Raw genomic sequence first — 26,916 nt, forward strand, 5'->3', positions numbered from 1 at the left:
ATTGGGAAGCTAATATTTGTTCTGTTCGATCACACCACCACTGGCCACGAGTTCCGTACGCGGAATAGGTTGCGCGAAACGGCGCGAGCCTTTGGCCAGTGTGTACGTTTTCACCGGCTCATTGGTTTGCACGGATGCCACGTTGTACGGGTAAAAGTCGCGGGTGAGGGTAATGTCGTCCAGCGCGTAGTCATTGTTGTTATACCGGCGGATGTCGTTCCAGCGATGGGTAAACGGCAGCTCGCGACGGCGCTCTTCCAGCACTTTGGCAATGGCATCGTCGGGCGTAGTGGCTACAAGGGTTACCCAGGCACCGGGTGTCATGCGTTTGGCGCGCAGCTGGTTCAGCACTGCAACGGCTTCCGCAGGTTTGTTGGTGCGGGCCAGGGCTTCAGCTTTAATGAGCAGCATTTCAGGTACGGTAGGACCAGAAGGCAAACGATCTTTAAAGAAGAAGATGTACCCCGGGTAATCGAAGCTGGGGTTGATCATGCCCCTGTCGTACGAATAGTTCTCGACGATGTGATAACGGTAACGCAGGTCATGATCTTTATCGTACAGGTTCAACAGTCCCTGGCTGGGAATGTACCACCAGCTGCCGTGGTTCAGCATGCGGAAGTATAAGAACTCTTTCCAGCCGATCATGTCGGTAAGGTCGGTCTGGTTGTCGTGCGTGTACGGGTATTGCAACACGACGGTTTTAGACTCGGGTTTACCGGGATCGGTGACTACGCTTTGGGTACGGCCGTAACGCATTTCGGTATTGTAATCGACCAGTACACTGTACTCGTCGAGCGCAAGCTGGGCGTACTTCTGCGCTTCTGCGTAATTGTTACGGGTAAGGTAATAACGCGCTGCAAAACCATTCACTGCGGCTTTGTTAGCACGCCAGTGGCGCGCACGGCCTTCCTGTACGAGTGGTTGTGTTATTTTTAATGCCTCGGTGAGATCGGATTCGATTTGTTTGTATACGTCCTGCAAGGGGGCGCGTTTCAACGGTTCCTCGAAGCTGGTGCTGGTTTTAATAGGTAGCCCCAATTCGTTCTTGCTGGCTTCGTTGTAGGGCAAACAAAAGGTGGTAGCCAGCTGGAAGTAGCTGTAAGCGCGGATGAAATGAGCATCTGCGGTAAGAGTGGCTTTCTGTTCGGCAGTGCCACTTACGGCGCCCACGAGGCTTAACACCATGTTGGCGTGAAATATCTTCCGGAACTCGTTGTTCCAGAAGGTTTCCTGGGTATCGTCCTGCAGGTACAGGGTATCCCAGGTGGCGAATTGAACGGCGGCCATGTTGAACGGACTGGCAGATGATTTGTACATCGCGGCAGACAGGCCGCAATCATCTGTTGCATAAATAGCGGAGCGATTCGCTTCGAGGTAGAAGCTGGCGGTGTTATTCAGCAGTGCTTCCAGTTGCGCGGCGGTTGTTGCCTGTACGGAGGAGGTTTTACTGGGCCGCTCCTCGAGAAACTTATCGCAGGCGGAAAAGCCTAACACGGTGCTTAAGAGGGCGACACGGAATATATGTTTGTAAGAAATCGTCATGAGTACTGTTTTTAAATTCACAATTCGTCTTAAAGGCTCACTTTCAGCCCCAGTGTTACCGTAGGCTGCGGACGCATAGTGCCGAGCGGATATTCCGGATCTTCCTTGGCGTCGTTCGCGTAAATGGTAAACAGGTTGTTACCCTGTGCAAAGAGTTGTACGTGCTGCAGGTGCAGGCGCGACAGGGTGGCTTTGTTCAGGTTGTAGGTGAGGTTCACTTCCTGCATACGCACGTGCGACGCGCTTTCGATCAGGTAGGTCATGTACTGGTGAAAACGGTCCCAGAAGTAGTAGCGGTCTTCTACGTCGTTCTGCGGCAGCGGCACGATCTTTTGAGGATCACCGTTCAGCACTTCGGACAGTTTGTTGTTAGGCAGCACGCGGCTGGTCCAGGTGGGCGGATAGTTGAATCCCCTGCGTTGAAACACGTGCCCGAACTTGCCTGTCAGGATAAAAGACAAATCGAAATCATATACCCGGAAGGTGTTCATAAAGCCGAGTGTATAAGGCGCTACGGTAGTACCCATGTTCTCTAAATAGTTACGACCATCGCCGGGTGTGAAAGCGCCAAAGTTGTACAGCTGCCCTTTTTCACCATATAGCATGGGCTGACCGTTTTGCAGTCCGGCATACCGGAAGCGCCACAGGTCGTTAGCGTTAGCCCCCTGCACATAGGCACCGCTGCCACCGCCTACCAGTGTAGACGCGGCATAGTTAGCCACGAAGAGTTTCTCGATACGATTGCGGTTGAACGAGAAGTTCAGGTTGCCCTGCCAGCTGATCCTTTTGGTGATGCTTTGCTGGGTACCGATTTCCAGTTCCACACCGCGGTTGCTGATTTCGGCGTTGTTTAATTTTTGAGATGTGGTACCATTGGCCGCGGGAATGGTGAGTTGCGCGATCTGGTCTTTACCGTATTTGCTATACACATCTACCTTACCAAATAACTGGTTGCCGAACAGGCTGTAGTCCAGCCCCACGTTCCAGGTGGCAGTTTTCTCCCAGCGAAGGGTGGGATTACCGAAGCTGGCGATGGTAGCGGTATAATCGTTAGTGTATACATTTGGCGTAGCACCTACGGAGATCAGCGGCATAAAGGAGGTAGAACGATCTTCATTACCGTTGTAACCATAGGTCATACGCAGGTTCAGGCGGTTCAGGTAGGTAGCGGCACGTAAGAAGTCTTCGCGATGCAGCTGCCAGGCTAAACCTGCGGACCAGAACGGCGAATAACGGTATTTAGGATCATCCGCAATGATGTTGGAAGCATCCGTGCGGAAGCTGCCTGAAGCGGTATACTTGCCGTTATAGGTATATGCCAGGTTGGCGAAGGAGGAGAAGTAACGGTTAGTCGTATAGGCAAAACTGTTAGAGTAAGCGAATGTCTGGTTACTGCCCTGCCAGTTCTGGATAGTCCTGAAGGTGCCGCCCGGACCGTTCGGGAAGATGCCCGAGGTAAGGGTTTCATCGTTATACCCATAGGTTGTCGGGTTGCCGAAAACTTCCGTCACCTGGTTGCTGATTTCCGCGCCTGCAATAAAGTTCACTTCATGTTTGCGGGCGAAAAAATTGTTATAGCTGATAGCGTTGCGGAGGTTATAGGCCTGCGTGCGGCTCCTGCTTTGTGTGAGAATACTTCCTTTAGGCAGATTCGGTGTCAGCACGCCGGTAGCCTGGTTCCACGACGTAGCGGTATTTACCAGGTTGCGCACATAGAATGTACGATCGTTGTACAGTCCGCGGTTGAAGGTGTTAAACAGCTCATACTGGAATTTGCTGTCTAATGTCAAACCCTTCACCAGTTTAAGGGTAAGCCCACCCATGATACGGCCGTTCAGTTGTGTCGTGCGCAGATCGCGGTTGGCGATTTCCTGTACGGGATTATAACTCCAGTCGCTGTAAGGAAATCTAGCGGTAGGCACCAGGCGCGTGAGGATGGGGGTGTAATACTGGTGGATATTCGTTAGCGATCCGTCGGGATTTTTCAGCATCTCATACGGAGACAAGCCCTGGATATCGCCCAGGGACAAGCCGCTGTTCTCCGCTTTATTGTAATGCATCATACCGCCGAAGTTGAAATCCAGCCAGCGGGTGATGTTCGCGGTGGTACGAAAGTTCAGCAGGTATTTCTGGTAGCCTGTCTCTTTAAAGTTAGACTGGTTATCTTCAAACAGGAACGATAACATGTTAGACATGCGGCCATTGGAGCCCGACAAGCTCAGGTTATACTGCTGTGTAGCGGGCGTCGCCAGTAACAGATCGCGTATCTGCCCCTTATTACTTTGTGTTGACAACTTTGCCAGCACGGCATCTTTTTCTGCTGCCGTCATGTATCCAAGATAGGCTTCATTCAGGGCGATAGTGGCGGAGGACCAGGCCATGCCGGCGTTCGAGATAGTACCCGGGTTGGTACGGGCGCTCCACTTATTAAAAGACCTGGTTTCATAGTCCACCGTTTCGGCCGAAGAAGCCAGCGGGTTTACGTAATCCAGGTCAAACTTGCTGCCCATTTTGGTAAAGGCGGAAAAGTCGACCCGCAGCGGCGTGCCCTTCTGTCCTTTTTTGGTAGCGACTACGATTACGCCATTGGCCGAACGCGCACCCCAGATGGAGGCGGCGGCCGCATCTTTCAAAATGGTTACACTCTCTACATCATTTGGGTTGATGGTATTGAAGTCGCCACTGATCGGGAACCCGTCTACCACCACCAATGGGGCAGCAGCAGCATAGAGGCTGGATTTACCGCGGATCTCGAAGGTCGGGTTGCCATCAACATCCAGTTTAGCCTGCACACCTGCCGTGGTGCCGATAATACGGCTGGCGATGTTAGTGGTGGGGCGGCCCAGTTGCTCTTTATCAATATAACCGAAGGAGCCGGTCGCTCTTTCTTTATTTAATTGTTGAAAGCCGGTGTTGACCACAGTAACGGTGCTAAGTTGGCGTGCCCCTTTCATCATTACCTCGAGCGTTTTACGACCGTTAAGCGGCACGATCAGTGTTTCAAGGCCTACGTAACTGAATACGAGTTCGGAGTGAGGATTGGGCACGTTCAGGGCGAAAGTGCCTTTGACACCACTGAAAGTACCGCCTGCAGAACCTTTGATCGTGATACTCACACCTTCAAGCGGATCGCCTGCGGCATCTAATACGCGACCTTCGACGCGCGCCATCTGGCGGATGGAGCTTCGGTCGGCTACGACGATCATGTCGTTTTCGAGCATGCGAAAGTCGAGGTTGGAGCGGTCGAGCGCATGGCTTAGTACTTCTGCCACGGCGGTATTCTGTACGTCGATGCTCACCCGTAAGTTGCGCGGAATAATGTCATTGCTGAACACGAAACGATAAGACGTTTTCTTCTCGATCGCGTTAAACAATTGCTGAACAGAGGCGCCGTTCAGCTTAAGCGACACTTTGGCATCCTGCGAGTAGGTGGCGGCGCTTACGCTGAGGCAGGCCAGCAGCGTAAGCATGACGGTCAGTTTCATAAACATAAGTACTTTGAGGGAGAGTAGGGACATGCCCGCTCCCCTGCCCGGAAGTTGGTTTTTTTGCATACTTTCGTACAGGTTTAAAGTGAACTAATAGGGAACAGGCGACCGTGTCAACAGGATTCCTGTTTCCAAGCTTTAACTCAAGGGGGAATGTGTCACCATTCCCTCTTTCATTTATGTAGAGATGGCTGTCGGGAATATGTCACTATTCCTTTTCTTCCATCTTTTGCTGGCTTAATACCACTGTGTGGGCATTTTCAAAATGGAAATCGAATCCCCTGGAAAACTTCAGCACTTCTAGCACCCTTTGCAGTGTTTCTTTATTGAAGTGCGCGGTAAAGCGGTACTGACGCAGTTCTTCAGCATCAAACTTAATTTTTACGCCATACCAGCGTTCCAGTTTGCGGGCAATTTCCGCGAGCGACTCATCGGCAAAAATCAGCCGGTTGTCTACCCATGATAATTCAACAGTTGCGCTGTCTTGTGGAATGTGTGTGAGAGAGTCAATAGAATAATAGACTTTGGCTTTCGGTTCTTTCGTGGTTGATATTGATTTAATTTCCTGTGTCGGATATTGTTTTATGCTTACAGTTAATTTTTCTTCCGGTTTAAGATACACCTGCTGTCCGGCGCGGAGATCGACCCGCACGCGGCCTTTTACCAGCGAGGTTTCATTCGTTTCGTCGTCCTTATAAGCTTTCACGTTAAAAGCGGTTCCCAGTACGGTGATCTTCATTTCTGCGGTGTGCAGGATGAAGGGTGCCGAGGCGTCCTGCGCTACGTCGAAAAAGGCTTCTCCTTCCAGCGTGAGGTTGCGTTTGCCGTTGTAAAAGCTATCTTCCAGCCGCAGGGTACTGCCGGCGTTCAGTACTACTTTGGTACCGTCGGGCAGCTGGAACGACTTACGTTCCCCGGGCTGACTCACATACACCGGGCGGTTATCTTTGACGGCCAGCATTCGCTGTGCAGCCTTCTCAGGCCGCATGAACCACATCGTTAAAAGTAATCCGCAGGACATAGCTGCAACAGCCGCTGCGTACCACTTCCATCCATTTACACGGCGCACTACGCCTGTAGGCAACTGCATCCCCGGCCTGATGCCCTTCTCCGCGAGTTTATCCGCAAAGTGCTGGTGATGCCGGGAAAACGTGGCTGCATCCAACCCTCCGTTTAACCGGAGATATAAAGAGCGTGCTGTATCCACCACATCGCTCTTATCCGGATGCTCCTGCAGCCACTGCTCCCAAAACCTTACTGCTACCGGGTTGGTGCCGGTGCAATATTGCTGGAAGGATTCGTCCATCACCAGGTCTTCCGCCTTGTGCCGCAGGTAGTTCATTTCCCCTTTTATACTATAGAGGACAAAACATTTCCGATTTACTATGAAAAAGTCAACTTTTTTTTCGGTTACTGCAGGATGAGCAGTAAAGAGATGGAAAGCAATGTCTCAATAGGCAGTCCGGTGGCCTGTTCGTGGCCTTTCAGTTCATGTTTAAGTTGTTTGAGGGCGTCATGTATAATATTATAGGCCGTGCGTTTGGTAATGCCGCAGGTTTGGGCGATATGGTCGTAATCGAGGTTGTCGAAAAACTTCATGCGCAGCAGCTGTTGCTGGCGTTGTGTCAGCTGGCGGAAGGCCCTGGCAAAGGCCTCGGTGAACTCATCATTACCTTCTATAGCCGACAGATATTCTTCGTGCGACCACTCCCGCTCCTGCCCTTCGGCGACTTGCTGATGGCTATGGATGCGTTTTTTACCGGATGCGATTTCGTGCAGCATACGGCGATGCAGGCAAGTGATGAGGTAAGCGCGTACGTTGGACACCTCCGGCAGCTGGTGCCGTTTTTCCCATAACTCCAGTAATACCGCGGTAAAACAGTCGTTGGCGAGATCACGATCGCCGGTGAGCTTCACCCCATAGTTAATAAGCCCTACGTAGTGTAGTTGGTAAAGTGCGGACAAAGCATCCGTATTTCCGTCCCGGAGCTGGCGCCAATACTCCTGCGTGTACAAATTCCCGTTCATGCTCTTTAGTTGGTTGATAAGAAGGGCGGATGGATGATGCCAGTAAGTTACGCCGTTTCGACGAAATTTTATAGCAATAAATGAATTGATTGATTTTCGACAACAATGATATTTTGCGCCTTCGCTGCAGCTTAAACCATACGCCTTCGCAGTTCAGGAGTGCGTAACACGATACCACTCTCCCGAACCGCGAAAACGTAATGCCTTTTATCATTATGGCAACCCTCCCCCACCGGCAGCACCGAATATCTGTCCCGTGCTGTAACTCGCATCATTAGCTGCCAGCTGCACATATATCGACGCCAGTTCCGCCGGCTGACCGGGGCGGCCCATCGGCGTATCGCCTCCGAATTTCTCCAGCTTTTCCATTGTAGCACCACCACTTACCTGCAGGGGCGTCCAGATAGGGCCGGGCGCCACGCCATTCACACGTATGCCTTTAGGTGCGAGCTGTTTCGCTAAGGACCTTACGTAGTTCGTCGTAGCCGCTTTCGTTTGCGCGTAATCATACAACTCTGCAGACGGATCGGCCGCCTGTACAGACGTGGTACCAATAATAGATGCGCCGGGCTTCAGGTGAGGTAAGGCCGCCTTGATAATCCAGAAAGGGGCATACACATTCGTTTTCATCGTGGCATCGAAATCCTCTGTGGTGATATCGAGGATAGAGGCCTTCGTTTGCTGGCGGGCGGCGTTGCAGACGAGGATGTCTAAACCACCAAGTCCCTGCACCGCTTTGGCGACGAGCTCCTTACAAAACGCCTCCGTGCGTATATCCCCGGGAATAGCCACTGCCTTGCGGCCTGCTTTCCTGATCAGCTCTACCACTTCCTTTGCATCCGGTTCCTCATCCGGAAGATAGTTGATGGCCACATCTGCCCCTTCGCGTGCATAGGCGATCGCAGCAGCTCGTCCCATACCGGAGTCGCCACCGGTAATGAGCGCCTTTCTACCCGCCAGCCTGCCGCTGCCCTTGTAACTGGTTTCCCCATGATCTGGCCGGGGCGTCATTTTGCCAGCAAGTCCGGGCCAGGGTTGTTGTTGTCGTTGAAAAGGCGGCTTGGGGTATTTCGTTTGCGGATCTTCCATCGTTTTGCTTTCGGGAGATGCGGCGGATGCTGAAGTAACGGCGACAGCCGGCGCGGCGGCCAATATCGAGAGCGTGCCGAGCGCCTTGCGGCGATTCATCTTGTTCGTTTCCATGATAGTAACCTGATTTTAGTTAGTTATCGCCAAAACGAGGCCACATACGCCGGCGATTGGGCTGCATACTGTAACGGGCCAGCAATTTAACTTTCACAGAAACAAGCACGACAAAAAACTCATCAGGAAAGTGGGGATTTAGGAAGACAAAACGGGTAGATCATGTGTGAAGATATCGGTGCTAACTTTTAGGAACAGGCCATCCCAAGGAAAGAACAGCCTGTTCGTTAAAGTTACAGGGCTGTTTTCTCATTGAGAGGATGGAGAAAACGAAGAAGGATGGATTAGCAGGGTAATGTATCAACATCAATAGAAAGCCGCACCAGTCGATTGATGGGTGCGGCTTTTAGTTACAGGCCTTTAAATTCGGCGTGCATTCGTTTCCTTCTTTTCACTATATTTCCGTCAATATGAAATGGATCACGCGTGAACATCCCAAGATCGACCGCATCGCCTGTCCCTGGCTTATTCGCCGGTTTATAGATCCGGCGGCGGAAATTATTTACGTTCCCTTCGACCAGGTACTAAGCCAGGCAGCTGCGCAGGATGCCACCCCGTTCGACATTCCCGGGGTAGAACTGACGCACTACGGAGACGAATGCACGTTCGACTATCTTATCAAAAAATATGCGATCACAGACGCCGCCGTACTTAGCATGGCCCCTATTGTACGGGGCGCCGACACCGACCGGCACGACATGGCCCCGCAATCGGCCGGCCTATGGGCTATTTCGGCCGGATTGGCGCATAACTTCACGAACGACCTCGAGCTGCTGGAGCAGGGCATGGTGATTTACGATGCGCTGTATAGCTGGGCCTCGCATCTGCAACAGGAAAAACATACCCAGCAACCCTTTGAACAGCAGCTGCTCGCCGTGCTGAATGAAGCACTGAAGTCCGGCCGTGGACGCCGCATGCCTGCCTGGGTGCAGGAATTGAAAAACATCATCCAGGATCATATCGATACTAGTCTTACATTGAAGGAGCTTTCGCAGGACCTGGACATCAATCCCTCCTACCTGTCGCGGGAGTTTTCCAAACACTTCGACAACCTGTCTTTTGGCGAATACCTCCGTAAGCAGCGTATTGAAAAAGCGGTGGAACTGATGCGTAATCCGGCCCACTCACTTACCGAAATCGCTTACCTGACCGGCTTTTCCGACCAAAGTCATTTCTCCCGGATATTCCGTCAGCATATGGGGGAAAGTCCATCCGATTACCGGAGAAAACTGCTTAAAAAGTAAGTTCTATACCAGCGGGGTAAGTTCCGTTCTATTACTGCGTTCGGCCATTGCGTAGCATTGCATCTGTAAAAGATATACATGACTATGCGTTTCAAAGGCTTTATCATCACCACTTTTCTTTACTTGTTTTACGCAAGTGCATCCGCACAGCAAACCTATCCGAAAATCACCGGGTATGTAGGCATTCTTCATCCGATAGTTACCTTCGGAAATGATGTACCGCATTACAACTTCGATGGCGCTTACGTGGTGGGCATGCCTACGGGCATCAACATCTGGAAGAGCTCCCGTGTTGGCTTTTCTATGGAGTTTGTGCCAACGATTCGGGCGATAGATGGCACGAGCAAAATGAGCAACTTCCTTTTTCATCCCGGGGCATTGTTCGGGTTAGGCCATGGTTTTACCCTCGCCACCCGCGCAGCATTCGAGACTTCGGGCAGATATGGCTTTACGCCTGTATTGAATAAGATCGTAATTAAGGGGAAACAGTGCAGTATGTTCATGGCGGTGCCGGTACCGGCTCGCTTTGGCAATGACCAGGCGGCGGCGGTGGGTGTGGGATTCCAGTTTGGTATTACGTTTTAATTTCGTGTAGACGCATGATCCCGCGTCCTTTGTCGCTGCGCGGTCGGGCGATCGGCGTCACTGGCCTTTCGCCTGCTCAGTAAAAACACCGTCGAAACAATACAGATGCTGCCGATCCAATCGATAACGGTAAACGGCGTGTGCAGCCATAAAACACCCAGTATGGTTGCTGCCAGTGGTTCTGTGGAGGCGAGCAGACTTGCTTTTTGTCCGCCGATGAGCTTAACCGCCGTTACGTAGGCGTAGAAAGGAATGAGGGTGCCAAAGATCACGATAAAGACGGTGGATAGATACGCTGGCCAATCCCAGCGCCCAGCCGCATGCCAGGGCGCTTTGATGATGCCGCATATCAATCCGCCACCAATCATGGCCCAACCGATGATAAGCGCCGCCGGGTAGCGGGATAATAATTTTACAGGCTGCAGCGTGTATATCGCCAGGGCTACTGCCGAAGCCAGGCCGAGAAAGAGCCCCCATTCTGAGATGGCGAGTCGCTGTATATCGCCATGCGTAACCAGCAGGAACACCCCGACAACGGCCAGTACAAGGGCAAGGAACTCGCGTGCTACGGGTAAGCGCCGGTTGATGATCGCCAGGTAGCCGGCAATGAAGATTGGTCCGGCATATTGTAGCACCGTAGCGGTGGCGGCGTTCGTTTCCTGTACGGCCGCAAAATAGGTGTACTGAACGGCCAGCATGCCCGCCACTGTGAAAGTGGCCAGCGTTACCGCATCCTTCCTGTTTTTCCAGATGCCGAGAATACTGGTCCGTTCGCGAAATTTAGCCAATAGCAACAGGCAGCTGCCTGCTCCGAGCATCCGGATGCTCAGGAGCCATACTACGTCTACACCCCGCTCCTGGAACAAGAACTGCCCGAATGTGCCTGATACGCCCCATAATACGGCGGCCATCACGGCTAATGCGGTGCCCTTTATCGAATTGCCTCCCATCGGTTTATGATTGTGGGTGCAAAATTAGGGGGAATGGCTTGCGCTTTTGTTATTATTTTAGGGAAAAGTCAGGATTTTGAGGCGGTTGCGGTAGTGAATAGTGTTAAAGCGGAGTTAGGATACCACTACATGACGTAAACATCATAAACAAAAGCAATGACAGACATAACTCCCTTCTTCCAAAAAATAAACACCTACACTACGTTAAGCCCCGAAGCAGAAGCAGACTGGCGCTCGATCATACGCCCCAACAGCTATGATAAGGGCGAAGACTTCATACGTATGGGCAGCGTGCCCAGGAACGTAGCTTTCGTTGTGAAAGGTCTTTTTGCGCAAAGCTATATTGCCGATAGTGGTGAAGCCGTCATCAAGTATTTCTTTCCCGAAGGAAGAATAGCAGGTTCTATCCCCGCCACACTCACCCGCTCGGAAAGTTTGTTTTCCATCTCCGCCCTTGAAGCGACGACCGTGTTAGAATATAATTACCATGAGTTTAAACGATTGGTGACGCTGCATGCGAGTATCGCTACATTTTACATCCACTATATGGAGCGTCATTGGATTATCGACAAAGAACCCTACGAAATATCGCTCCGCCACGACACCGCCAAATCGCGGTACGACGACTTTATTAAAAACTACCCCGAACTGCTTAAACGTGTTAAGAAACACCACATCGCTTCCTACCTGGGCATAACGCCTACTCAGATGAGCAGGATTTTCTTCGCTAACAAATAATTTTTCGTTTCTCAACAAATGTAAAGGGAATTGGTAACGCGTTGCGCCAACTTTGCATCAACAAAACAAATAAAACACAAAGTTATGGCGACTAAAGTATTCATCAATCTCCCGGTTAAAAACCTTTCTGCTTCCATGGATTTCTTCCAAAGTTTAGGTTTTTCTATCAACCCACAATTCACTGACGACAAAGCCTGCTGCCTGGTAGTAACCGATAGCATCTTCGTCATGCTGCTGACCGACGCATACTTCAAAACCTTTATCAACACTGAGCTGTGCGATGCACATAAAAGCACGGAGGTGTTGATCGCCCTGGATGCTGCGTCCAAAGAGGAAGTGGAGCAAACGATTACCAAAGCGCTCTCCCTCGGTGCTACATCATATGCACAGCCGCAGGATTACGGCTGGATGTACCAACATAGCTTCGCCGACCTGGACGGCCACCGTTGGGAATTTGCATACATGGACATCTCAAAAATGCCTTCGCAGGAGTAACCTAATATTTAGCCTTTAAAACTTACGATCATGAAAAAAGCAAAAATCTTGTACTGGATTTTCAATGGCCTGTTCGCAGCCTTGATGTTAGGCACCGCTTTACCCGACGTATTTCCGGGAGAAGCATCCGTAGCTGCTTTCGCTATCATGCAATTACCTGCTTACCTGCTGCCGTTCCTGGCGGTGGCAAAGATCCTCGGTGTGGTAGCCATTGTAATACCCGGCTTTCCACGAGTGAAAGAATGGGCTTATGCCGGTTTGATGATTGACCTGGTGGGCGCTGCGTATTGTATCATGGCTGCAGGATTTCCCGCGGTATACTGGATAGGAATGGCTTTACCCTTGGCCCTTGGCGCGGCTGCTTATCTATCTTACCACTACAAGCTAAAAGTGAGGGAGCAACATGCGGGGCAGGTGTTTGAGGTGGGAATGGTATAGCGTTGCGTATATGTATAGATTTTTATAGCCATTCGGTTTGCATAGTGTAGCAAACCATCAGGCTAAAAGTTAAAAGCCGCACCAATCCCTTGATTGATGCGGCTTTTGTGATTTCCCGCGAACTCGGATCAACTAATACTGTCAAGCGTTAGCCCGTATAAAAAGTTCGTGTAGCCTTGCCGGCCCGGTTCCAGATTGATTCAATTTAATAGTCAGGTATCTGACAGTGCTGGGAAAAAAGATTTATCTTACTGCTGCAAATTTGTGCTCATGAAAAGGATCGCCCTGTTACTATTTGTAGTAATATCCCCGATACTCTCTTGTATCAAACCCGCCCTGCCGAACCCCGAAGCTGATATCGAAAAGTTCGATATTGATCCCGGGCTTACTACCGGCAATACGTTTATCGACCAGGCTAACCGTAAAATCCGTGTATTTCTCACCGCTGAAGCCTTTGACAACGGCTTTGCGCCTTCGATCGGGGTATCTTCCGGAGCTACGATTACGCCTGCTTCCGGCGATTCTATATTTCCCAAAAATCAGACAATCAATTATGAAGTCACTTCCGCTTCGGGAGAGAATAAAAAAACCTATACGATTGAAATAGTGAACGTGGGCGATTGGAGCTTTGAGTTCGAAAATTGGACGGAGCACCCGGAAGATCATTACGAAACGCCCGTGGAAGCAAGCGGCATATCCTTGTGGACATCCGGCAATCCCGGGGCTGCACTGTCAGGTTTACCCAAACAGGTGTCTGCCTATCCCACAAAGTCTACAACAGATGGCTATCGCGGTACAAAGGCTGCTGAACTTGTCACCATAAAAGGCACATTTTTATCCGAATTTGTTGGCATTTACCTGATCGCAGGTTCTATCTTCCTGGGAGATTTCAATTCCAGCATGGCACTGGCAAACCCGTTGGCTGCCACAGAGTTTGGCGAACCATACGTGGGGTTACCCGATCGTTTTATCGGATACTACAAATACGCCCCTGGCGCCGTATTCCAGGATAAAGCGGCCAACCCCGTAGCCGGCAGAACGGATAAATGCGCTATATATGCCGTGTTGTATAAAGGTCCGGAACTATTGAATGGTACCAATATTCTGACTTCAGACCGCGTACTTGCCACCGCCATATTGCCTGATGGTACTGGAAAGTCAGACTTCACAAGGTTTGAAATTCCGTTTACTTATAAGCCTGGTTGGGAAGCAAACGCGCAGAATCTGATGATGGCAATTGTTGCGTCATCCAGCAGTGAAGGCGATCATTACGCAGGCGCGATCGGCAGTCGCCTGGTAATAGATAGCTTAACAATTATCCCAAAATGATTGACTATGTTCAAATTTACTTTCTATACATTTCTGATCTTGCTCGGGCCGATGTATTCGTTCGCCCAGCAACAACCGCAGTCCACCCCGTTAAAACACGCCGTGGAAATACATTACAATGTGGGGGGATTATCTCCGATACCGCTACCGGCAACGATTCGTAAAATCCATAGCTACTCACCGGGCTTCTCGCCCGGACTGGGTTATGAATTGCAATACAAGGTGGCCAGCCACTGGAGCCTGGCGGCCGGCGTAAGGCTGGATGTAAAAGCCATGCGGATTAAAGATAGCGTGCAGTATTTTCATACCTTAATTAAGGTGGATAGCTCAGAGTTCGAGGGCAATTTTTCCGGCACTAACTTCACCGATTGCCGGAACGTCTATCTGACGCTTCCCATTACAATGATCTATCACCTTGGCGATAACTGGCGCTTTAAAGGCGGCGCTTATCTTTCATGGCTCATACATCCATACTTCCAAGGTGACGTCAGTAATGGCTATATCAGGAAAGGCAATTCCCTGGGAGAAAAAGTAAATATCCAAAGCGCCACGTTCGACTTCAGTACCGAACAACGAACTTTCGATATGGGCTTACAGGTTGGCGCCCAAAGGCAATTGGGAAAATACTGGTTTGTTAAGGCAGATCTCCAATGGGGATTGCGGAGGGTATTCCCCTCTTCCTTCAGAGGAATGGACTTCGCGATGTACAACGTGTTTGGATCAGTGGGGGCTGGCATTCAGTTATAGCGTCCAGCCTGTTAGTGATCCCTGTCGAGGCATCGTCGTACCGCGTTTATCCTTGCGGTACAACCTCCGTCAAAACGTTCCGTCCTTCTCTATCGAAATAAGTGCAGGTCATCTTATCAATATTCACCTCCCACTTTTCTACCCCGAAGGTTGCGCACGCCGTGATAAAAGCGGGATAATCTGTTAATCCCTGCTGATGCGCTTTCAGTCCAAGTTCGAACTGCGTTTGATCGTATTGAGCCGCGATATCCAGGGTGTCATACTTGCCCGGGGAAGTCACCTGGTAGTTGTCCGTCCCGTGATATGTGGTGTGACCGTCGGAGACGAAAGTCTGATAGTAGCGCACACCCAATTTCTTGATCTCCTGTACGTAAGCGGGAAAGTCAGCGCCGGATTTTACCTTGCTGTGTGCTGACATGATCTGTTCTACTGTAAACATGTTTTTGATTGATGGTGAGGTTGTGAGGACAAGGTACGAATTAATCAGCCGCTGCTGAATTCAGAGGAAGAAGCGAATGGTGCGGACTCGAAAATTGTATGGTAAAACGGGTATAAGCAATGTCAAACCGGTAGCCGGGAGAGGACGCCGCTCTCCCCAGGAATAAAGCAAAAAGCCGCACCAATCCTTCGACTGATGCGGCTTTCGTGATTTCGCTGGGACTCGAACCCAGGGCCCATACATTAAAAGTGTATTGCTCTACCAACTGAGCTACGAAATCATCCCCGTATGATTTGGGACTGCAAAAGTAGGAAAAAGACGTTCATAACCAAGCATTTTCCCAAAAAAACTCCCCTGGCAGCATAGATCGGCCACAGCCTTAGATTTCCCGGACTTTAACAATATTCACTTTGAAATACAAAGTACTTTTACTTACCTTTGTGCTGCAAAGTACTTTAGCATCAACACGAGAAAAAAATCATTTCTAAAACCAGATAACCATGGCAAACAACCAAAACGCCACCACGCCCAACATTCATTCCGCACCGCTGGCGAAACGTATGTTACAGGGCGGCGCTATCGCACTCGTATTAATCGCATTGTTCCTCTCCCGGGCCGGGGAGCCTAAACCGGAGTGGCCGACGTTCTGGATGGTACGCCCGCTGCTCGTGGTGCCATTTGCCGGCGCTATGGGTGGATTGTGTTTCTATCTATTGGACTCGCTCCGCTACCAGGGCGGCTGGCGAAAGATCCTGGCAAACGTTTTAAGTTTGCTGATTTATATTTTTGGCCTTTGGATAGGTACTGTACTGGGTCTCGACGGTACGCACTGGAATTAACAACTTGGGCGCGGCAGATCATCATTTGCCGCGCTTTTTAGTTAGGACGACAAACCTTCTAATTGCTGGAACACGGGTACCAGCAATTTGCCTTTATCGGTAAGATGGTATGCTACATGTAATGGTTTCTCCCGGACTACTTCCCTGTTTAACAACCCGGATTCTTCTAACTCGTTCAACGCCAGGGACAGGGATTGTTTGTTAGCTCCTTCGATATCACGTAATAAGGAGCTGAATCGTAATGGTCCGCCAACGGCGAGCCGGAAGATCTCTGGTTTCCACTTTCCCGCTAACATTTTTAATAACCCTTGTGCAGGGCAGGTTTCCGCTTGTTCGTTCGTCTTTTTAGTGGTCATATTTTTCTGACTTATTGTATAGTTGTTGCATAGGACCGACTTTTGTCATCGTAAAGAAACAGTGCATAAGCATCCAGTCGAAGTCAAAGATCATGAAAAAAGTAATGCGTTGTTACTATGCTTAGAACCAAATTAACCACTTGCCTGATGGTGTTACTGATAACAGTGAGTTGCCAGGCGCAAAAAACGAAACAAATGGAAAAACATACCAATCCGCTCCTATGCGATCCCATTACCGGGACCTGTGAAATCCCTGATACCCTCGGCGGCGCCCACCCAAAACTTGCCGGCGCCGCCGCCAGCAAACCTTTGAAAATTATCTATTTCACCGACCCGATCTGCTCTTCCTGCTGGGGTATTGAACCACAGCTGCGTAAACTGAAACTCGAATACGGCAATGCGGTGGAAGTAGAATACCACATGGGCGGCCTGCTGCCAGACTGGAGTTACAACAGCGGCGGCATCAGCAAACCGTCTGACGTAGCGCACCACTGGGACGAGGTGAGCCATCACTACCAGATGCCGATCGACGGCGACGTGTGGCTCGAAGATCCACTTTCCTCCTCCTACCCGCCCTCCATCGCGTTTAAAGCTGCGCAAATGCAGGACGAACAAAAGGCCATCACCTTTATGCGTGAGCTGCGGGAAATGGTGTTCCTGCGTAAAAAGAATATCACTAAATGGGAAAACATCTCCGAAGCCGCTACCAAGGTGGGCCTGGATGCCAACCGGTTACAGCAGGACTATAACGGGCAGGCAGATACGCTGTTTCGCGATGACTTAAAGCTGGCTAGCAAGATGGGTGTGCGCGGTTTCCCGAGCATCTTCGTCACCGACCGCCAGGGCCGCTCCGAGTTCATTTATGGTACCAAACCTTACGGGCTGTACGAAACTGCCATTCAGAAACTATTGCCTGTAGTGGCCAAACACCCGTACCAGCGCGAGTGGAGTTACCTGTTCGACCACTACCCTACGCTCACCACCCGGGAGTTCGCCACTTTGATGGACGTAACGATGGAAACTTCAGAAAAAATGCTGACCGGACTGGTGAACGAGGGCAAGCTGCATAAGCTGGACACGAAGAATGGGCCTCTGTGGCGAAAGTAATATCTTAAAAAGGACGCCTGCACTGTTAGTGCGGGCGTTCTTTGTAATAGCGAATCGCTTGATAACCCGGCCATTTCCCCCCTTTAACACAACATTGTGATCCTCAGCCAAATAATTACCTGTATCTTCCGTTTAAAGTTAAAATATAATTTACGATACATATAACGTACATTTATACTTTATAACAGCCATAACAACTGAACAGTATTTGACAGCTCTCCTCTATTACCTGGCCCTGCCAGTGGTTTATCTTATTAGCTTACTTCCATTTCCATTGCTATACCTGCTTTCGGATGTGTTTTTCGGTGTGCTTTATTACGTCGTACGCTACCGTCGTGGTGTCGTGATGGAAAATCTCAACAATTCCTTTCCCGAAAAATCGCCCGCAGAACGTGCGCGTATTTGCCGCGACTTTTACCGCTATTTCTGTGATTTGTTCCTGGAAACATTTAAAACGCTGACTATCAGTAAGGAAGCAATGGTAAAACACTGCGCATTTACGCCCGAAACGGTGGCTTTATTTAAAAGGCTGCATGCAGAAGGCAAGAGTGTGGTGTTGGTGATGGGGCACAAAGGCAACTGGGAATGGGCGGGCAACACGTTCAGTATATTATGTCCGCAACAGCTGTACGTAGTGTATCACCCACTACGTAACAAACATTTCAACGGACTGATGTACAATATGCGTACGCGCTTCGGCACAAAGCTGATCGCCATGCAGGACACGTTTCGCGATATGGTGAAAAACCGGAACGAAATTAGCGCTACTGCATTAATAGCGGATCAGTCACCCCGCCGGGAGAACGCCCAATGGGTAAGGTTTTTGAACCAGGACACAGCGGTATTTACTGGTACGGAAAGGATTGCGGCAAAAATGAACTACCAGGTTGTGTACGTTTCAGTTTCCCGCGAAAAAAGAGGATATTACACTGTTACAGCGGAAGTTTTGGTGGAAGCGCCGGCAAAGGAAGCGCCAGGCAACATTACATCACTACATACCGCAAGGCTTGAAGCCGATATTATTAACCAACCCTCCACCTGGCTATGGTCGCACCGCAGGTGGAAACATAAAAAACTGACGACGACGGCTACGGCCTAAAATTAGATTATGCTGACAGGAAAACAACTGATCCTCGCGACAAAGACTTACGCCCACGAAAAACGCGGACTCAGCTGGTGGTACACGCTATCCACGCTGTGCCTGCTTATTGCTTCCCTCACCGCCACTCTGGTATTGCCGTGGCTGGCGTTACGTATTGCTTTCAGCATCCTGTCGGGATTGCTGATCGTTCGTATGTTCGTGATTTACCACGACTTTCAACACCACACGATCCTGAAGAACAGTAAGCTGGCGGACGCCATCATGACGGTTTTCGGCATCTACATCCTGGCCCCTGCCAGCATCTGGAAGCGCTCACACGACTATCACCATCAACATAATTCAAAATTATTCAGCGCCAGCATCGGCTCGTACCCAGTAGCGACTATACAACGCTTTAAAGCCATGTCGCCCGGCGAGCGCAGACTTTACCTGTTCACCAGGCACCCACTCACGATTACGTTCGGTTACCTGTTTATGTTCATTATCGGTATGTGTGTGAACTCTTTCATCTCGAGTCCACGCAGGCACTACGATGCGCTGATTGCATTGGTATTGCACGTAGCGGCGGCGGCGGCAGTGGTTTTCTTTGCAGGATGGACGGCCTGGATATTGTTCATGCTCGTTCCTTTCACCATTGCCTGTGCGCTTGGCTCCTACCTGTTTTATGCCCAGCATAACTTCCCGGGAGTGGTGTTTAATATCAATGAGGATTGGTGTTATGACAAGGCGGCATTGCTCTCCTCCAGCCATATGGAAATGAACCCGGTGATGGCCTGGTTTACGGGTAATATCGGGCTGCACCATATTCATCACCTGAACGCACGCATCCCTTTTTACCGTTTACCAGAGGCTATGGCGGAAATCAAGGAACTACAGGCGGCCACTAAAACGTCGCTGCATCCTAAAGATATTTATGCCTGCTTTAAACTGAAAGTCTGGAATGTTGAAAAACAGCAGATGGTAGGCATCAACTAAACGAAAAAGGCCTGGCGGACGAATCCGCCAGGCCCGTCACTCAGGTTGCTTTCCCCTTCAATTCCCAGTGATCTTTTACCAGCGTACCATCGTCTGCAAACTTCAGCCGGCGCGCGTAACGCTCCCCACGAATATTTCCGTCATCAGTTCGTTTACCAATAAATAACAAGACCGGGTTACCTACCTCGTCGGTCTTGAAGGATACATCATTCCCTTTGAACGTGAGGTCGACCATGGACGAGGGTTCGTAGTGTTTCGCCAATTTCTTCAATAAGTCTTCACTTAGCTTCATACACTTGCTTTTAATAGTTATACATGAGCGCGTGGTTACAAGATCTTCCAACCTGCGCCTAACTTCAAAAAATAGTTTTCGGGGTGATGATGAATGCTCGATCCACCGGAGAAAAACAACTGCAACCGCCGGGGCACGGCTTGCCATGCTACACCTGCGCCGGCATTGTGAAAGGGATTGTCGCCAGGCTTGAACTGGGCGTAATATTCTCCGAAAAGATCTACTTTCTCTGACGCTTCATAGTGCAGTGATGCGCTGACAGGTACGTTCCATTCATGGCTGAAGGCCTCCTGCTGTATGCCGCCATGGTAGTCCAGCTTCCAATGTTCGGCCAGCTCATTCTGAAAAGTGAGCAGGATGCTGGGCGACCAGTACGCAGTAACAGCGCTGCTGTAAGTTACGGGCACCTGCAGGTAAGTTACCAGTGTAGCGGCCGGCAGCAGGCCTTTACTTTCTTCCAATATATTTAGTTTGAAACCTGCTGCCATGGCGTACATACTCTGCGTAGTTTCATCGATAAAGTGCTCTTTATGTTCTCCCTGCTCCGCCATCACACGCACTTCCAAACGTTTTGTAAGTCCGTACCGGAGTAGTCCTTCAGCGATGTAAGTGTGCCGGTGGCCGCTATAGTTGTTGTGCAGCATCGCACCTTCAAGTTGCAGGCTTCCTTTCCCGACTGTATGCACTTCCTCGGTTTCATCGGAAATATCGGTATTCATTTCCTGTGCGAATAACGACAGACTGCCCGTCAACATCATGAGTGTAGTAAGTAGTATCCTGGTCATATTTCTCCGCATTCATAAAGTGTGCCTGACCGGCTACCGTGGCCGCCCCTGGTGTTTATGTAGCGCGCTATCGGCCTCGTTGGTGACGATAAACTGGCGCACTTCGCCCTTCTCCCAGGCGTTAGCCATCGGGTGGACATGTGGAGTGGGTATATCTTTCCGCTGTTCTTTCTTTTTAGCTGTGGATATATTGAACCGTTTATCGCGCGCAGCGAGCAGGTCGGGATGCAGCTGCCCGTCCTTTGTAAAGCCCATCATGATCATAGGAGCGCCAATGGGCAAGGTCCTCTGCTGATCGGTATGCCAGGTGTGGATGGTTTTACCATAGGTGGAGACCAGCTTTTCCATCAGCTCGTGTTCTGCTACTTCCGGGATGCCGGGCGCGATCAGCGAGCCGGATTTTACTTCGTGGTGATGGGAGTGCCAGAGTTTCTTTTCCTCGTCTGGCAAAGTGGAGAACAGCTTCTCCGTAATAATATACTCCACGCCCATGATCTTCGCGCCGGCTTCGTTACCGTCAAAAATGATGGCCTGGTAAAGGTCTTCATTCACCTGGTGTACGTAGTGATGCGCTTCCATTTGGGCGTTGATGTTGCCGTTGTAGAAATGAAAGCCGTCGAGGTAAGCATCAAATTGCCGGAGCGGACTTTTGTTTTGTAACACATCGGCACCGGTGTTCAGCAGCTTGTCTTTCGCTGTTTTGTCGCCACCAGGCGATTCTACATTTGAAGCGGTATTATTTCCTCCGCAGGAAATAAAAAGGGTTAGCAAAGCCGCGGCTGCTGCGTGTTTGACGGGTTTCATATAAGCTGAATTGATCAAACGGGAATCGCTCAAGAAGCATGCCCACGGCGACTACAGCAAGGTCTTCTTCATCATAATATCAGTCTGCTCATCGGAGCCAATTTTGAAGATATGTTTATCAAACGCCACAAACCCGTTCTTCTCATAGAACCGGATAGCCCGCGCGTTCTCTTCCCACACACCGAGCCAGAGATAGCTGCTTCTGCGGGCCATTGCTACTTCCAGGGCCTTATCATATAATATCTGTCCTACTTTTTTACCGTGATAGGCGGCCAGTACATAGATGCGCTCTATCTCCATCGCCTGCGGCGCCTGCGCCTCGGTTTGTGCGTTACCGGTGTTCACTTTGAGATAGCCGATCGGCTGATCCTGCTGCCAGGCAATGTAGAAGAGGGAATCGGGATTGGAGAATTCCGCCCGTAGTTTTTCCTCACTGAAGCTCTCGGCAAGGTATTCTTCCATATCTGCATCGGCGTTATCTTTCGCGAAGGTTTCCGAAAACGTTTGCCTGCCGATGCGCTGTATTGTTTCCCAATCGGCCATCGACGCCTGTCTTACCAAAATCTCATTCGTTTCCATACGCAAGATTACTACTTATTTTAAATCAAACACTTATGCTACCGCTGAAATAACAATAACCGGGGCCTGGCATGAAATTTTTTCCCGATACGTCTTGAAAATCACTCAGGAGCGACTTACCTTCGGCCCCAATTGATTGACCAAGTACAACTATGACAATTTCTTTATGGACATACCTGCTCGGAGCGGGGATATTGGCGGTCGCGGCCATTGCAATCTTTGTCGCCACCAGGAAACGGAAGACCGGTAGCAAAACATCCAAATTCACCGCGGAGAATGCCCGCTTTATCATTCTCGTTGGTTCTGAGAATGGCACCACTACCCGGCTGGCCACTTCGGTGTATGAACATCTGCTGGCAGGCGGACAAAGCGTGTTCCTCACAACACTCAACAACTATCAAAGCTTTCCGCAGGCGGAGCAACTGATCGTGATGACTTCCACTTACGGCTCCGGCGAGGCCCCTGGCAGCGCGAAACGGTTTATGGAGATCCTCCCCACGGTAACACAATCGCAAAAAATACACTTTTCGGTAATGGCCTTCGGCTCCCGTAACTATCCTGACTTCTGTCGCTTCGGTTACGACGTACACCTTGCCCTTACCAACCAGGAATGGGCAGTTCCCTTCCTGGATATACATACGATTGATGATAAGTCGCCGGAGCAGTCCGACCTGTGGATGGCCACCTGGTTCCAGCAGATTGGCCTGCCTAAAATGGCCCTGCCAGAGTACCTGACCCGGGCTCCGCTCGGCCTGAAGCCCATGACGATCATCTCCCGCACAGAGCCGGCGCATACAGACGGCGCATTTAGCATCCGGATCAAGACCAGCTCCAGCTTCACTTCCGGCGACCTCCTGGCGATTTATCCGGGCGGCGATTACCGGGAGCGGCAATATTCAATTGGTAAGGTAGATAAGGAGATACAACTGAGCGTAAAGCTGCACCCGAACGGCTTCGGCTCGGGCTACCTGTACGCCCTGAACCCGGGGGATGTGATCCATGCCAGGGTGATCGCGAACTACGACTTCCGCTTCCCTTCCGGCGCACCGCGGGTGATCATGATCGCGAACGGAACGGGCATTGCGCCTTTCCTGGGTATGATGGACCAGAATAAGCGGAAAACCGAATGTCACCTCTACTGCGGATTCCGCGGCGCCTCCTCTTTTGCGCTGTACGACGATTTCGTAAAGCAACAACTGGCCGGCGGACAACTCTCCACCGCCAATATCGCCTACTCCCGCGAGGGGGACAAACAATACGTAAAAGACCTGCTGGCACGCGATGCGGACCTGATCGCTACCACGTTACACGAAGAAGGAACGATCATGATTTGTGGCTCACTGGCCATGCAGCATGACGTTGTTCAGTTCCTGGACGCGCTTTGTATGGAACGGTACGGTAAAAGCCTCAGTCACTATGAATCGCACGGACAGGTGCTTATGGATTGTTACTAATGAAGATATGGAAGGGGCTTCGGCCCCTTTTTTATTGGGGGAACAATGGGCAAATTGTGGATTTATATCCAAATGCCAGATCATTTTACCGAAGAGTACCCAACAGGCATTGGGTTTGATATATTTCAGTCGTGATTAACGAACTGTAAACTTAAGAACCAGATGTTGTATAGCGCTGCTCAATCCGGAACATCCAACCCTGATAATTATAATACTTTGCCTGTGGACGTTATGCTGGCGAAAGTGACCAGCAAACCCTTCGCCCCCACAAGCCATACCTTTTACGGGAGAGAAGAGAATGTACAGACCAGCACCAGGTTGCTGCAGGACGATAAACTGCATATGTTGGAAAAGTTCCGTTGTGAGCTGATCGACAAATACTGCGATGCCGATCAACACTTTCTGCTGACTAAAATTGCCCAAACCGGCTCCCTGCTGGCGAGGCATACGAGAAACACAACTAATCCCAGGATTGCTGGTGAACTTCGCAGACAGTTCGCTAAACTGAGAAACATCTTCACTACGCTTCAACATAACGCTTCGGCCGATGTCGTTCGTTCCTTTCATAAGGAAGTCGTAATCAGCATCGACAGTTGCCTGGTAGCATTAAAGTTCGCTTCGTAACAACTATCCGATGGTTTGTTTCCAGGCCTTCTTCTGGTTGGCATAAGCCTTTACGGCTTCCGCCTGTTTCCACTTATCATAAAATACAGCAGCAGCTCTCGCTTTCTCCGGATCGCCGGTACCGCGCGCTAGTTGTTGATAATCATTCTCAGCATCGTATTTACGGCCGCCTTTGTAATTGGCGTAGCGCCTTGCACGCGTAAACCCCATCTGCAAAAACTTCCGGGCCATATCGGCCCCTACAAATTCGCCTTTCCCTAAATATGCGAGGAACAGGGCATAGATATGCTCACTGCTTTCCACGGCTACTGCCTCCGTTTTGAATCGCCAGTGCGGGAGAATCTCGCTTTTGTACGGCTCGCAAATCAGCACACCTTGTTCGCCTTTGCCTACATGGTATCGTTCCGGATGCTGGCGATAGTCGACATCCGGCTTCCAGTGGTATTTATCTGCTTTAAAATGAAGGTAAGAAGGAGTTCGTGCTTTTGCCATACCGACCTGAGGGCATATATTGGGCCGAAAATCATAAACAACATAACGGCGCCGATAGTCAGCCCGGCCGCACGCTCACCCAATAAATCATAAAATTCAGCGCCCTCACCCTATATTTGCGGCAATCCAATATCTAAAGCAACATATCTGCCTGATTATTATGCGTTCATTTTTATTAGCAGGAGGGCTTATGCTGGCCCCTTCGACTGCGTTTTCCCAACAGGTGACCGACACCCTGAGTGAAGTGGAAGTAACCGGTAAAGCCAATGGTTACCGGCAGCCTGTTTCGTCCGTAGGCACCCGTACCGACGCCCCTTTAATTGAAGTACCGCAATCGGCGCAGGTGTTAACACAACAACTGATCAGGGACAGGCAGGCATTTACGCTGAACGACATGGCACCAATGATGACGGGCGTGAAGGCTAACAACGGCATGGGGGCCTTTACCCTGCGTGGCTTTACGGGTTATAATCATTTCGATGGCAGCTTTATCACTTATAATGGGATTCGTGGTAACCTGTACCAGTGGAGCCAGCAGCCCTTATTATATAACATTGAGAAGATAGAAGTGCTGCGTGGGCCGGCGTCTGCCATGTACAGCGAAGGCGTGCCGGGTGGGCTTATCAACTTCGTCACGCTCAAACCACAGGCGGCCAGACGCTTCGAGTTTGACGCCAGTTACGGCAGCTGGAACTTTATGCGATTTTCTGCAGATGCGACGGGTGCAATCAGTAAAAAGAAAAAACTGATGTACCGACTCATCGCGGGCTACGATCGCAGCAACAGTTTTCGCGACCAGCAGGAGCAGGAGAACTTCTTTATCGCTCCTTCCCTCGCCTATAGCTTCTCTCCTAAAACAGACCTGAACCTGGAGGTGAACTACGCGAAGCAAAAATCCGTGCACCAGTATGACCGTGGCACATTTATTAAACCATTGGCCGATGGTACGTACGACTTCGATTACTACCCTGATCATTTAACGGTGCAAAGTCCGACCGACTTCGGGGATGTTGACAATACCTCCGCTACCCTTACCTTTAATCATAAAGTGAATGATCGCCTATCGTTCACGGTAGTAGAGCGTTACATCGACAACCGCCTGCACTTTGCAGATCATGGTGTGAGCGGCGCTATCCGTAACGATTCGATCAACCGCACTTATCAAATATGGGATTACGCGCAGTTCAGCTGGCAAACCACCGCTTTCGTCGGCTATAAACTCAGTACCGGTCCGGTGAAACACCACTTCCTGGCGGGCATTGATTATAATAATTTCGGCTGGACGAAAAACGATTACCGCAATTCGCCGAGTACGCGCATCTCCATCCTGAACCCGGATTACAGCAATGATATACCGGCGGCTAATCCAGCCGTGGATTATTATGACGACAACGAACAAACGAACCAGTTGTCAGGTGGCTACATCCAGGACCAGCTGAGCATCGGCGAGCGACTGAAAGTGCTGTTATCATTGCGATACGACGACTATTCACTTCGCCAAACGCCCCTCTCCGACCGTGACGATCTGCAGGGTGATACTTCCGACGCACATGCCTGGATGCCGCGTGTAGGCGTGGTATATATGGCAAAACCGAACATTGCATTCTATGGAAACTACAATAAGTCGTTCAACCCCCAGCGCTCCAATTCTGCAGGCTCCGGTGGCCCTTTCCCGCCACGTACGGCTACTCAGTTCGAGGTAGGTTATAAAGGGGATTTTTTTAAAGATGCTTTATCAACCATGGTATCAGTATACACCATCGAGTATAGCAACATCCTGGCCGCCGACCCTACACCGGAGAACCCTAATAAACAAACCGTAGTGGACGGTACGCGCAGTAAGGGCTTTGAGCTGACCGTACAGGGTAACATCAAAGACCTGTGCATCATTACAGGTTATGCGTATAACGACCACCGGTTGCTGTCGGACAATACGATTGGTAAAAAAGGCTTCCGTTATGCGAATGCGCCTAAACATATTGCCAACGCGTGGGTGAAATACAACTTCTCCACCACCCGTCTGAAAGGCCTGGGCATTGGCGTTGGCGGACGTTACGTGAGCGACCAGGTGGGCAACCTGGCTACGCAAAATTTCGTCATTCCCGAATCGTTTGTATTGGATGCTGCAGCGAACTATCGCATCGGGCGTTTTAATATTCAATGTAACGTGAACAACCTCACGAACGCGCGTTATTTCAACGGCGGCGTATCACGCGTAACCATTGCATCACTGGGTAACCCGATCAATTTCAGGGCGGGTATTAACTATACAATTAACTAA

General features: G+C 50.3%; 27 protein-coding genes and 1 tRNA gene. 14 read left to right on the forward strand and 14 right to left on the reverse strand.

Annotation, left to right across the window (positions count from 1 at the left end):
- Window positions 1-9: 9 nt before the first annotated feature.
- From MKQ68_RS11240 to MKQ68_RS11260, 5 genes are all read right to left on the reverse strand, one after another.
- Window positions 10-1,542 (reverse strand): RagB/SusD family nutrient uptake outer membrane protein, encoded by a 1,533-nt coding sequence (locus MKQ68_RS11240; protein WP_244843174.1) that lies wholly within the window; start codon window positions 1,540-1,542, stop codon window positions 10-12.
- 29 nt (window positions 1,543-1,571) lie between these two features.
- Window positions 1,572-5,096 (reverse strand): SusC/RagA family TonB-linked outer membrane protein, encoded by a 3,525-nt coding sequence (locus MKQ68_RS11245; protein WP_264283377.1) that lies wholly within the window; start codon window positions 5,094-5,096, stop codon window positions 1,572-1,574.
- Between the two features lie 142 nt (window positions 5,097-5,238).
- A complete protein-coding gene (locus MKQ68_RS11250) occupies window positions 5,239-6,372 on the reverse strand; it encodes a FecR family protein (RefSeq protein WP_264283378.1) in 1,134 nt (377 codons plus the stop codon).
- 68 nt (window positions 6,373-6,440) lie between these two features.
- Window positions 6,441-7,058, reverse strand: coding sequence for an RNA polymerase sigma factor (locus MKQ68_RS11255; RefSeq protein ID WP_244843178.1), 618 nt, complete (start codon window positions 7,056-7,058; stop codon window positions 6,441-6,443).
- Between the two features lie 213 nt (window positions 7,059-7,271).
- A complete protein-coding gene (locus MKQ68_RS11260; RefSeq protein ID WP_285892329.1) occupies window positions 7,272-8,261 on the reverse strand; it encodes an SDR family oxidoreductase in 990 nt (329 codons plus the stop codon).
- A gap of 410 nt (window positions 8,262-8,671) precedes the next feature.
- Between MKQ68_RS11260 and MKQ68_RS11265 the strand changes: the two genes are divergently transcribed.
- Window positions 8,672-9,505 carry a chromate resistance protein ChrB domain-containing protein gene (locus tag MKQ68_RS11265; RefSeq protein WP_264283379.1) on the forward strand — a complete coding sequence of 278 codons (834 nt, stop codon included), beginning with the start codon at window positions 8,672-8,674 and terminating at the stop codon, window positions 9,503-9,505.
- Between the two features lie 78 nt (window positions 9,506-9,583).
- The gene (locus tag MKQ68_RS11270) at window positions 9,584-10,090 is read left to right on the forward strand and encodes a hypothetical protein (RefSeq protein WP_264283380.1); all 507 of its coding nucleotides are present in this window, start codon (window positions 9,584-9,586) and stop codon (window positions 10,088-10,090) included.
- Here the strand turns inward: MKQ68_RS11270 and MKQ68_RS11275 are convergent.
- Window positions 10,087-11,040 (reverse strand): DMT family transporter, encoded by a 954-nt coding sequence (locus MKQ68_RS11275; RefSeq protein WP_244843180.1) that lies wholly within the window; start codon window positions 11,038-11,040, stop codon window positions 10,087-10,089. The two genes, MKQ68_RS11270 and MKQ68_RS11275, sit on opposite strands and share 4 nt — an antisense overlap.
- A gap of 156 nt (window positions 11,041-11,196) precedes the next feature.
- Here MKQ68_RS11275 and MKQ68_RS11280 point away from each other — a divergent pair, with 156 nt between their 5' ends.
- The 5 genes from MKQ68_RS11280 to MKQ68_RS11300 all read left to right on the forward strand — a co-directional run bounded on the left by MKQ68_RS11280 (window position 11,197) and on the right by MKQ68_RS11300 (window position 14,787).
- Complete coding sequence (locus tag MKQ68_RS11280; protein ID WP_264283381.1) at window positions 11,197-11,778, forward strand: Crp/Fnr family transcriptional regulator; 582 nt, start codon at window positions 11,197-11,199, stop codon at window positions 11,776-11,778.
- 84 nt (window positions 11,779-11,862) lie between these two features.
- Window positions 11,863-12,273: a VOC family protein gene (locus tag MKQ68_RS11285; protein ID WP_264283382.1), complete on the forward strand. Its 411-nt coding sequence runs from the start codon at window positions 11,863-11,865 to the stop codon at window positions 12,271-12,273.
- A 30-nt stretch (window positions 12,274-12,303) separates the two neighbouring features.
- Window positions 12,304-12,711, forward strand: a complete 408-nt coding sequence (locus MKQ68_RS11290; protein ID WP_264283383.1) for a DoxX family protein — start codon at window positions 12,304-12,306, stop codon at window positions 12,709-12,711.
- A 270-nt stretch (window positions 12,712-12,981) separates the two neighbouring features.
- Window positions 12,982-14,040 (forward strand): PCMD domain-containing protein, encoded by a 1,059-nt coding sequence (locus MKQ68_RS11295; protein ID WP_264283384.1) that lies wholly within the window; start codon window positions 12,982-12,984, stop codon window positions 14,038-14,040.
- Between the two features lie 6 nt (window positions 14,041-14,046).
- Complete coding sequence (locus MKQ68_RS11300) at window positions 14,047-14,787, forward strand: PorT family protein (protein ID WP_264283385.1); 741 nt, start codon at window positions 14,047-14,049, stop codon at window positions 14,785-14,787.
- A 46-nt stretch (window positions 14,788-14,833) separates the two neighbouring features.
- On the opposite strand, the gene MKQ68_RS11305 is transcribed toward MKQ68_RS11300, so the two are convergent.
- A complete protein-coding gene (locus tag MKQ68_RS11305; RefSeq protein WP_264283386.1) occupies window positions 14,834-15,226 on the reverse strand; it encodes a DUF1398 domain-containing protein in 393 nt (130 codons plus the stop codon).
- Between the two features lie 207 nt (window positions 15,227-15,433).
- Window positions 15,434-15,506: transfer RNA gene (locus MKQ68_RS11310), tRNA-Lys, on the reverse strand.
- Between the two features lie 220 nt (window positions 15,507-15,726).
- Between MKQ68_RS11310 and MKQ68_RS11315 the strand changes: the two genes are divergently transcribed.
- Window positions 15,727-16,065: a hypothetical protein gene (locus MKQ68_RS11315; RefSeq protein WP_244843188.1), complete on the forward strand. Its 339-nt coding sequence runs from the start codon at window positions 15,727-15,729 to the stop codon at window positions 16,063-16,065.
- Between the two features lie 41 nt (window positions 16,066-16,106).
- Here MKQ68_RS11315 and MKQ68_RS11320 read toward each other — a convergent pair whose 3' ends face one another.
- A complete protein-coding gene (locus MKQ68_RS11320; protein ID WP_244843189.1) occupies window positions 16,107-16,421 on the reverse strand; it encodes a winged helix-turn-helix transcriptional regulator in 315 nt (104 codons plus the stop codon).
- 195 nt (window positions 16,422-16,616) lie between these two features.
- Between MKQ68_RS11320 and MKQ68_RS11325 the strand changes: the two genes are divergently transcribed.
- From MKQ68_RS11325 to MKQ68_RS11335, 3 genes are all read left to right on the forward strand, one after another.
- The gene (locus MKQ68_RS11325) at window positions 16,617-17,528 is read left to right on the forward strand and encodes a ClpXP adapter SpxH family protein (RefSeq protein WP_264283387.1); all 912 of its coding nucleotides are present in this window, start codon (window positions 16,617-16,619) and stop codon (window positions 17,526-17,528) included.
- A 208-nt stretch (window positions 17,529-17,736) separates the two neighbouring features.
- Complete coding sequence (locus MKQ68_RS11330) at window positions 17,737-18,627, forward strand: lysophospholipid acyltransferase family protein (protein ID WP_264283388.1); 891 nt, start codon at window positions 17,737-17,739, stop codon at window positions 18,625-18,627.
- Window positions 18,628-18,636: 9 nt separating this feature from the next.
- Window positions 18,637-19,605, forward strand: coding sequence for a fatty acid desaturase family protein (locus tag MKQ68_RS11335; protein WP_264283389.1), 969 nt, complete (start codon window positions 18,637-18,639; stop codon window positions 19,603-19,605).
- A 40-nt stretch (window positions 19,606-19,645) separates the two neighbouring features.
- On the opposite strand, the gene MKQ68_RS11340 is transcribed toward MKQ68_RS11335, so the two are convergent.
- Genes MKQ68_RS11340 through MKQ68_RS11355 form a run of 4 tightly spaced genes read right to left on the reverse strand, consistent with a single transcriptional unit; the run spans window position 19,646 to window position 22,065 of the window.
- Window positions 19,646-19,897 carry a hypothetical protein gene (locus MKQ68_RS11340; protein WP_264283390.1) on the reverse strand — a complete coding sequence of 84 codons (252 nt, stop codon included), beginning with the start codon at window positions 19,895-19,897 and terminating at the stop codon, window positions 19,646-19,648.
- A gap of 35 nt (window positions 19,898-19,932) precedes the next feature.
- On the reverse strand, window positions 19,933-20,682 hold the full coding sequence (locus MKQ68_RS11345; protein ID WP_244843192.1) for a transporter: 750 nt from the start codon (window positions 20,680-20,682) through the stop codon (window positions 19,933-19,935).
- Window positions 20,683-20,715: 33 nt separating this feature from the next.
- Window positions 20,716-21,486, reverse strand: a complete 771-nt coding sequence (locus MKQ68_RS11350; protein WP_244843193.1) for an OBAP family protein — start codon at window positions 21,484-21,486, stop codon at window positions 20,716-20,718.
- Window positions 21,487-21,537: 51 nt separating this feature from the next.
- On the reverse strand, window positions 21,538-22,065 hold the full coding sequence (locus tag MKQ68_RS11355) for a GNAT family N-acetyltransferase (RefSeq protein WP_264283391.1): 528 nt from the start codon (window positions 22,063-22,065) through the stop codon (window positions 21,538-21,540).
- Window positions 22,066-22,217: 152 nt separating this feature from the next.
- Between MKQ68_RS11355 and MKQ68_RS11360 the strand changes: the two genes are divergently transcribed.
- Both MKQ68_RS11360 and MKQ68_RS11365 read left to right on the forward strand, forming a co-directional pair.
- Entirely contained in the window at window positions 22,218-23,519 is a 1,302-nt protein-coding gene (locus MKQ68_RS11360) for an NADPH cytochrome P450 oxidoreductase family protein (RefSeq protein WP_264283392.1), read from the forward strand.
- A gap of 222 nt (window positions 23,520-23,741) precedes the next feature.
- The gene (locus tag MKQ68_RS11365; protein WP_264283393.1) at window positions 23,742-24,143 is read left to right on the forward strand and encodes a hypothetical protein; all 402 of its coding nucleotides are present in this window, start codon (window positions 23,742-23,744) and stop codon (window positions 24,141-24,143) included.
- Between the two features lie 3 nt (window positions 24,144-24,146).
- Here MKQ68_RS11365 and MKQ68_RS11370 read toward each other — a convergent pair whose 3' ends face one another.
- Window positions 24,147-24,635, reverse strand: coding sequence for a DUF4385 domain-containing protein (locus tag MKQ68_RS11370; RefSeq protein ID WP_264283394.1), 489 nt, complete (start codon window positions 24,633-24,635; stop codon window positions 24,147-24,149).
- A gap of 160 nt (window positions 24,636-24,795) precedes the next feature.
- Between MKQ68_RS11370 and MKQ68_RS11375 the strand changes: the two genes are divergently transcribed.
- Window positions 24,796-26,916 carry a TonB-dependent siderophore receptor gene (locus MKQ68_RS11375; RefSeq protein ID WP_264283395.1) on the forward strand — a complete coding sequence of 707 codons (2,121 nt, stop codon included), beginning with the start codon at window positions 24,796-24,798 and terminating at the stop codon, window positions 26,914-26,916.

This window comes from Chitinophaga horti (assembly GCF_022867795.2).
Classification (GTDB): Bacteria; Bacteroidota; Bacteroidia; order Chitinophagales; family Chitinophagaceae; genus Chitinophaga; species Chitinophaga horti.

Excerpts from the sequence above, each read along its gene's own strand:
- MKQ68_RS11240 (WP_244843174.1), bottom strand. The coding sequence starts at position 1,542 with ATGACGATTTCTTACAAACATATATTCCGTGTCGCCCTCTTAAGCACC.
- MKQ68_RS11245 (WP_264283377.1), bottom strand. The coding sequence starts at position 5,096 with ATGCAAAAAAACCAACTTCCGGGCAGGGGAGCGGGCATGTCCCTACTC.
- MKQ68_RS11250 (WP_264283378.1), bottom strand. The coding sequence starts at position 6,372 with ATGAACTACCTGCGGCACAAGGCGGAAGACCTGGTGATGGACGAATCC.
- MKQ68_RS11255 (WP_244843178.1), bottom strand. The coding sequence starts at position 7,058 with ATGAACGGGAATTTGTACACGCAGGAGTATTGGCGCCAGCTCCGGGAC.
- MKQ68_RS11260 (WP_285892329.1), bottom strand. The coding sequence starts at position 8,261 with ATGGAAACGAACAAGATGAATCGCCGCAAGGCGCTCGGCACGCTCTCG.
- MKQ68_RS11265 (WP_264283379.1), top strand. The coding sequence starts at position 8,672 with ATGAAATGGATCACGCGTGAACATCCCAAGATCGACCGCATCGCCTGT.
- MKQ68_RS11270 (WP_264283380.1), top strand. The coding sequence starts at position 9,584 with ATGACTATGCGTTTCAAAGGCTTTATCATCACCACTTTTCTTTACTTG.
- MKQ68_RS11275 (WP_244843180.1), bottom strand. The coding sequence starts at position 11,040 with ATGGGAGGCAATTCGATAAAGGGCACCGCATTAGCCGTGATGGCCGCC.
- MKQ68_RS11280 (WP_264283381.1), top strand. The coding sequence starts at position 11,197 with ATGACAGACATAACTCCCTTCTTCCAAAAAATAAACACCTACACTACG.
- MKQ68_RS11285 (WP_264283382.1), top strand. The coding sequence starts at position 11,863 with ATGGCGACTAAAGTATTCATCAATCTCCCGGTTAAAAACCTTTCTGCT.
- MKQ68_RS11290 (WP_264283383.1), top strand. The coding sequence starts at position 12,304 with ATGAAAAAAGCAAAAATCTTGTACTGGATTTTCAATGGCCTGTTCGCA.
- MKQ68_RS11295 (WP_264283384.1), top strand. The coding sequence starts at position 12,982 with ATGAAAAGGATCGCCCTGTTACTATTTGTAGTAATATCCCCGATACTC.
- MKQ68_RS11300 (WP_264283385.1), top strand. The coding sequence starts at position 14,047 with ATGTTCAAATTTACTTTCTATACATTTCTGATCTTGCTCGGGCCGATG.
- MKQ68_RS11305 (WP_264283386.1), bottom strand. The coding sequence starts at position 15,226 with ATGTTTACAGTAGAACAGATCATGTCAGCACACAGCAAGGTAAAATCC.
- MKQ68_RS11315 (WP_244843188.1), top strand. The coding sequence starts at position 15,727 with ATGGCAAACAACCAAAACGCCACCACGCCCAACATTCATTCCGCACCG.
- MKQ68_RS11320 (WP_244843189.1), bottom strand. The coding sequence starts at position 16,421 with ATGACCACTAAAAAGACGAACGAACAAGCGGAAACCTGCCCTGCACAA.
- MKQ68_RS11325 (WP_264283387.1), top strand. The coding sequence starts at position 16,617 with ATGGAAAAACATACCAATCCGCTCCTATGCGATCCCATTACCGGGACC.
- MKQ68_RS11335 (WP_264283389.1), top strand. The coding sequence starts at position 18,637 with ATGCTGACAGGAAAACAACTGATCCTCGCGACAAAGACTTACGCCCAC.
- MKQ68_RS11340 (WP_264283390.1), bottom strand. The coding sequence starts at position 19,897 with ATGAAGCTAAGTGAAGACTTATTGAAGAAATTGGCGAAACACTACGAA.
- MKQ68_RS11345 (WP_244843192.1), bottom strand. The coding sequence starts at position 20,682 with ATGACCAGGATACTACTTACTACACTCATGATGTTGACGGGCAGTCTG.
- MKQ68_RS11350 (WP_244843193.1), bottom strand. The coding sequence starts at position 21,486 with ATGAAACCCGTCAAACACGCAGCAGCCGCGGCTTTGCTAACCCTTTTT.
- MKQ68_RS11355 (WP_264283391.1), bottom strand. The coding sequence starts at position 22,065 with ATGGAAACGAATGAGATTTTGGTAAGACAGGCGTCGATGGCCGATTGG.
- MKQ68_RS11360 (WP_264283392.1), top strand. The coding sequence starts at position 22,218 with ATGACAATTTCTTTATGGACATACCTGCTCGGAGCGGGGATATTGGCG.
- MKQ68_RS11370 (WP_264283394.1), bottom strand. The coding sequence starts at position 24,635 with ATGGCAAAAGCACGAACTCCTTCTTACCTTCATTTTAAAGCAGATAAA.
- MKQ68_RS11375 (WP_264283395.1), top strand. The coding sequence starts at position 24,796 with ATGCGTTCATTTTTATTAGCAGGAGGGCTTATGCTGGCCCCTTCGACT.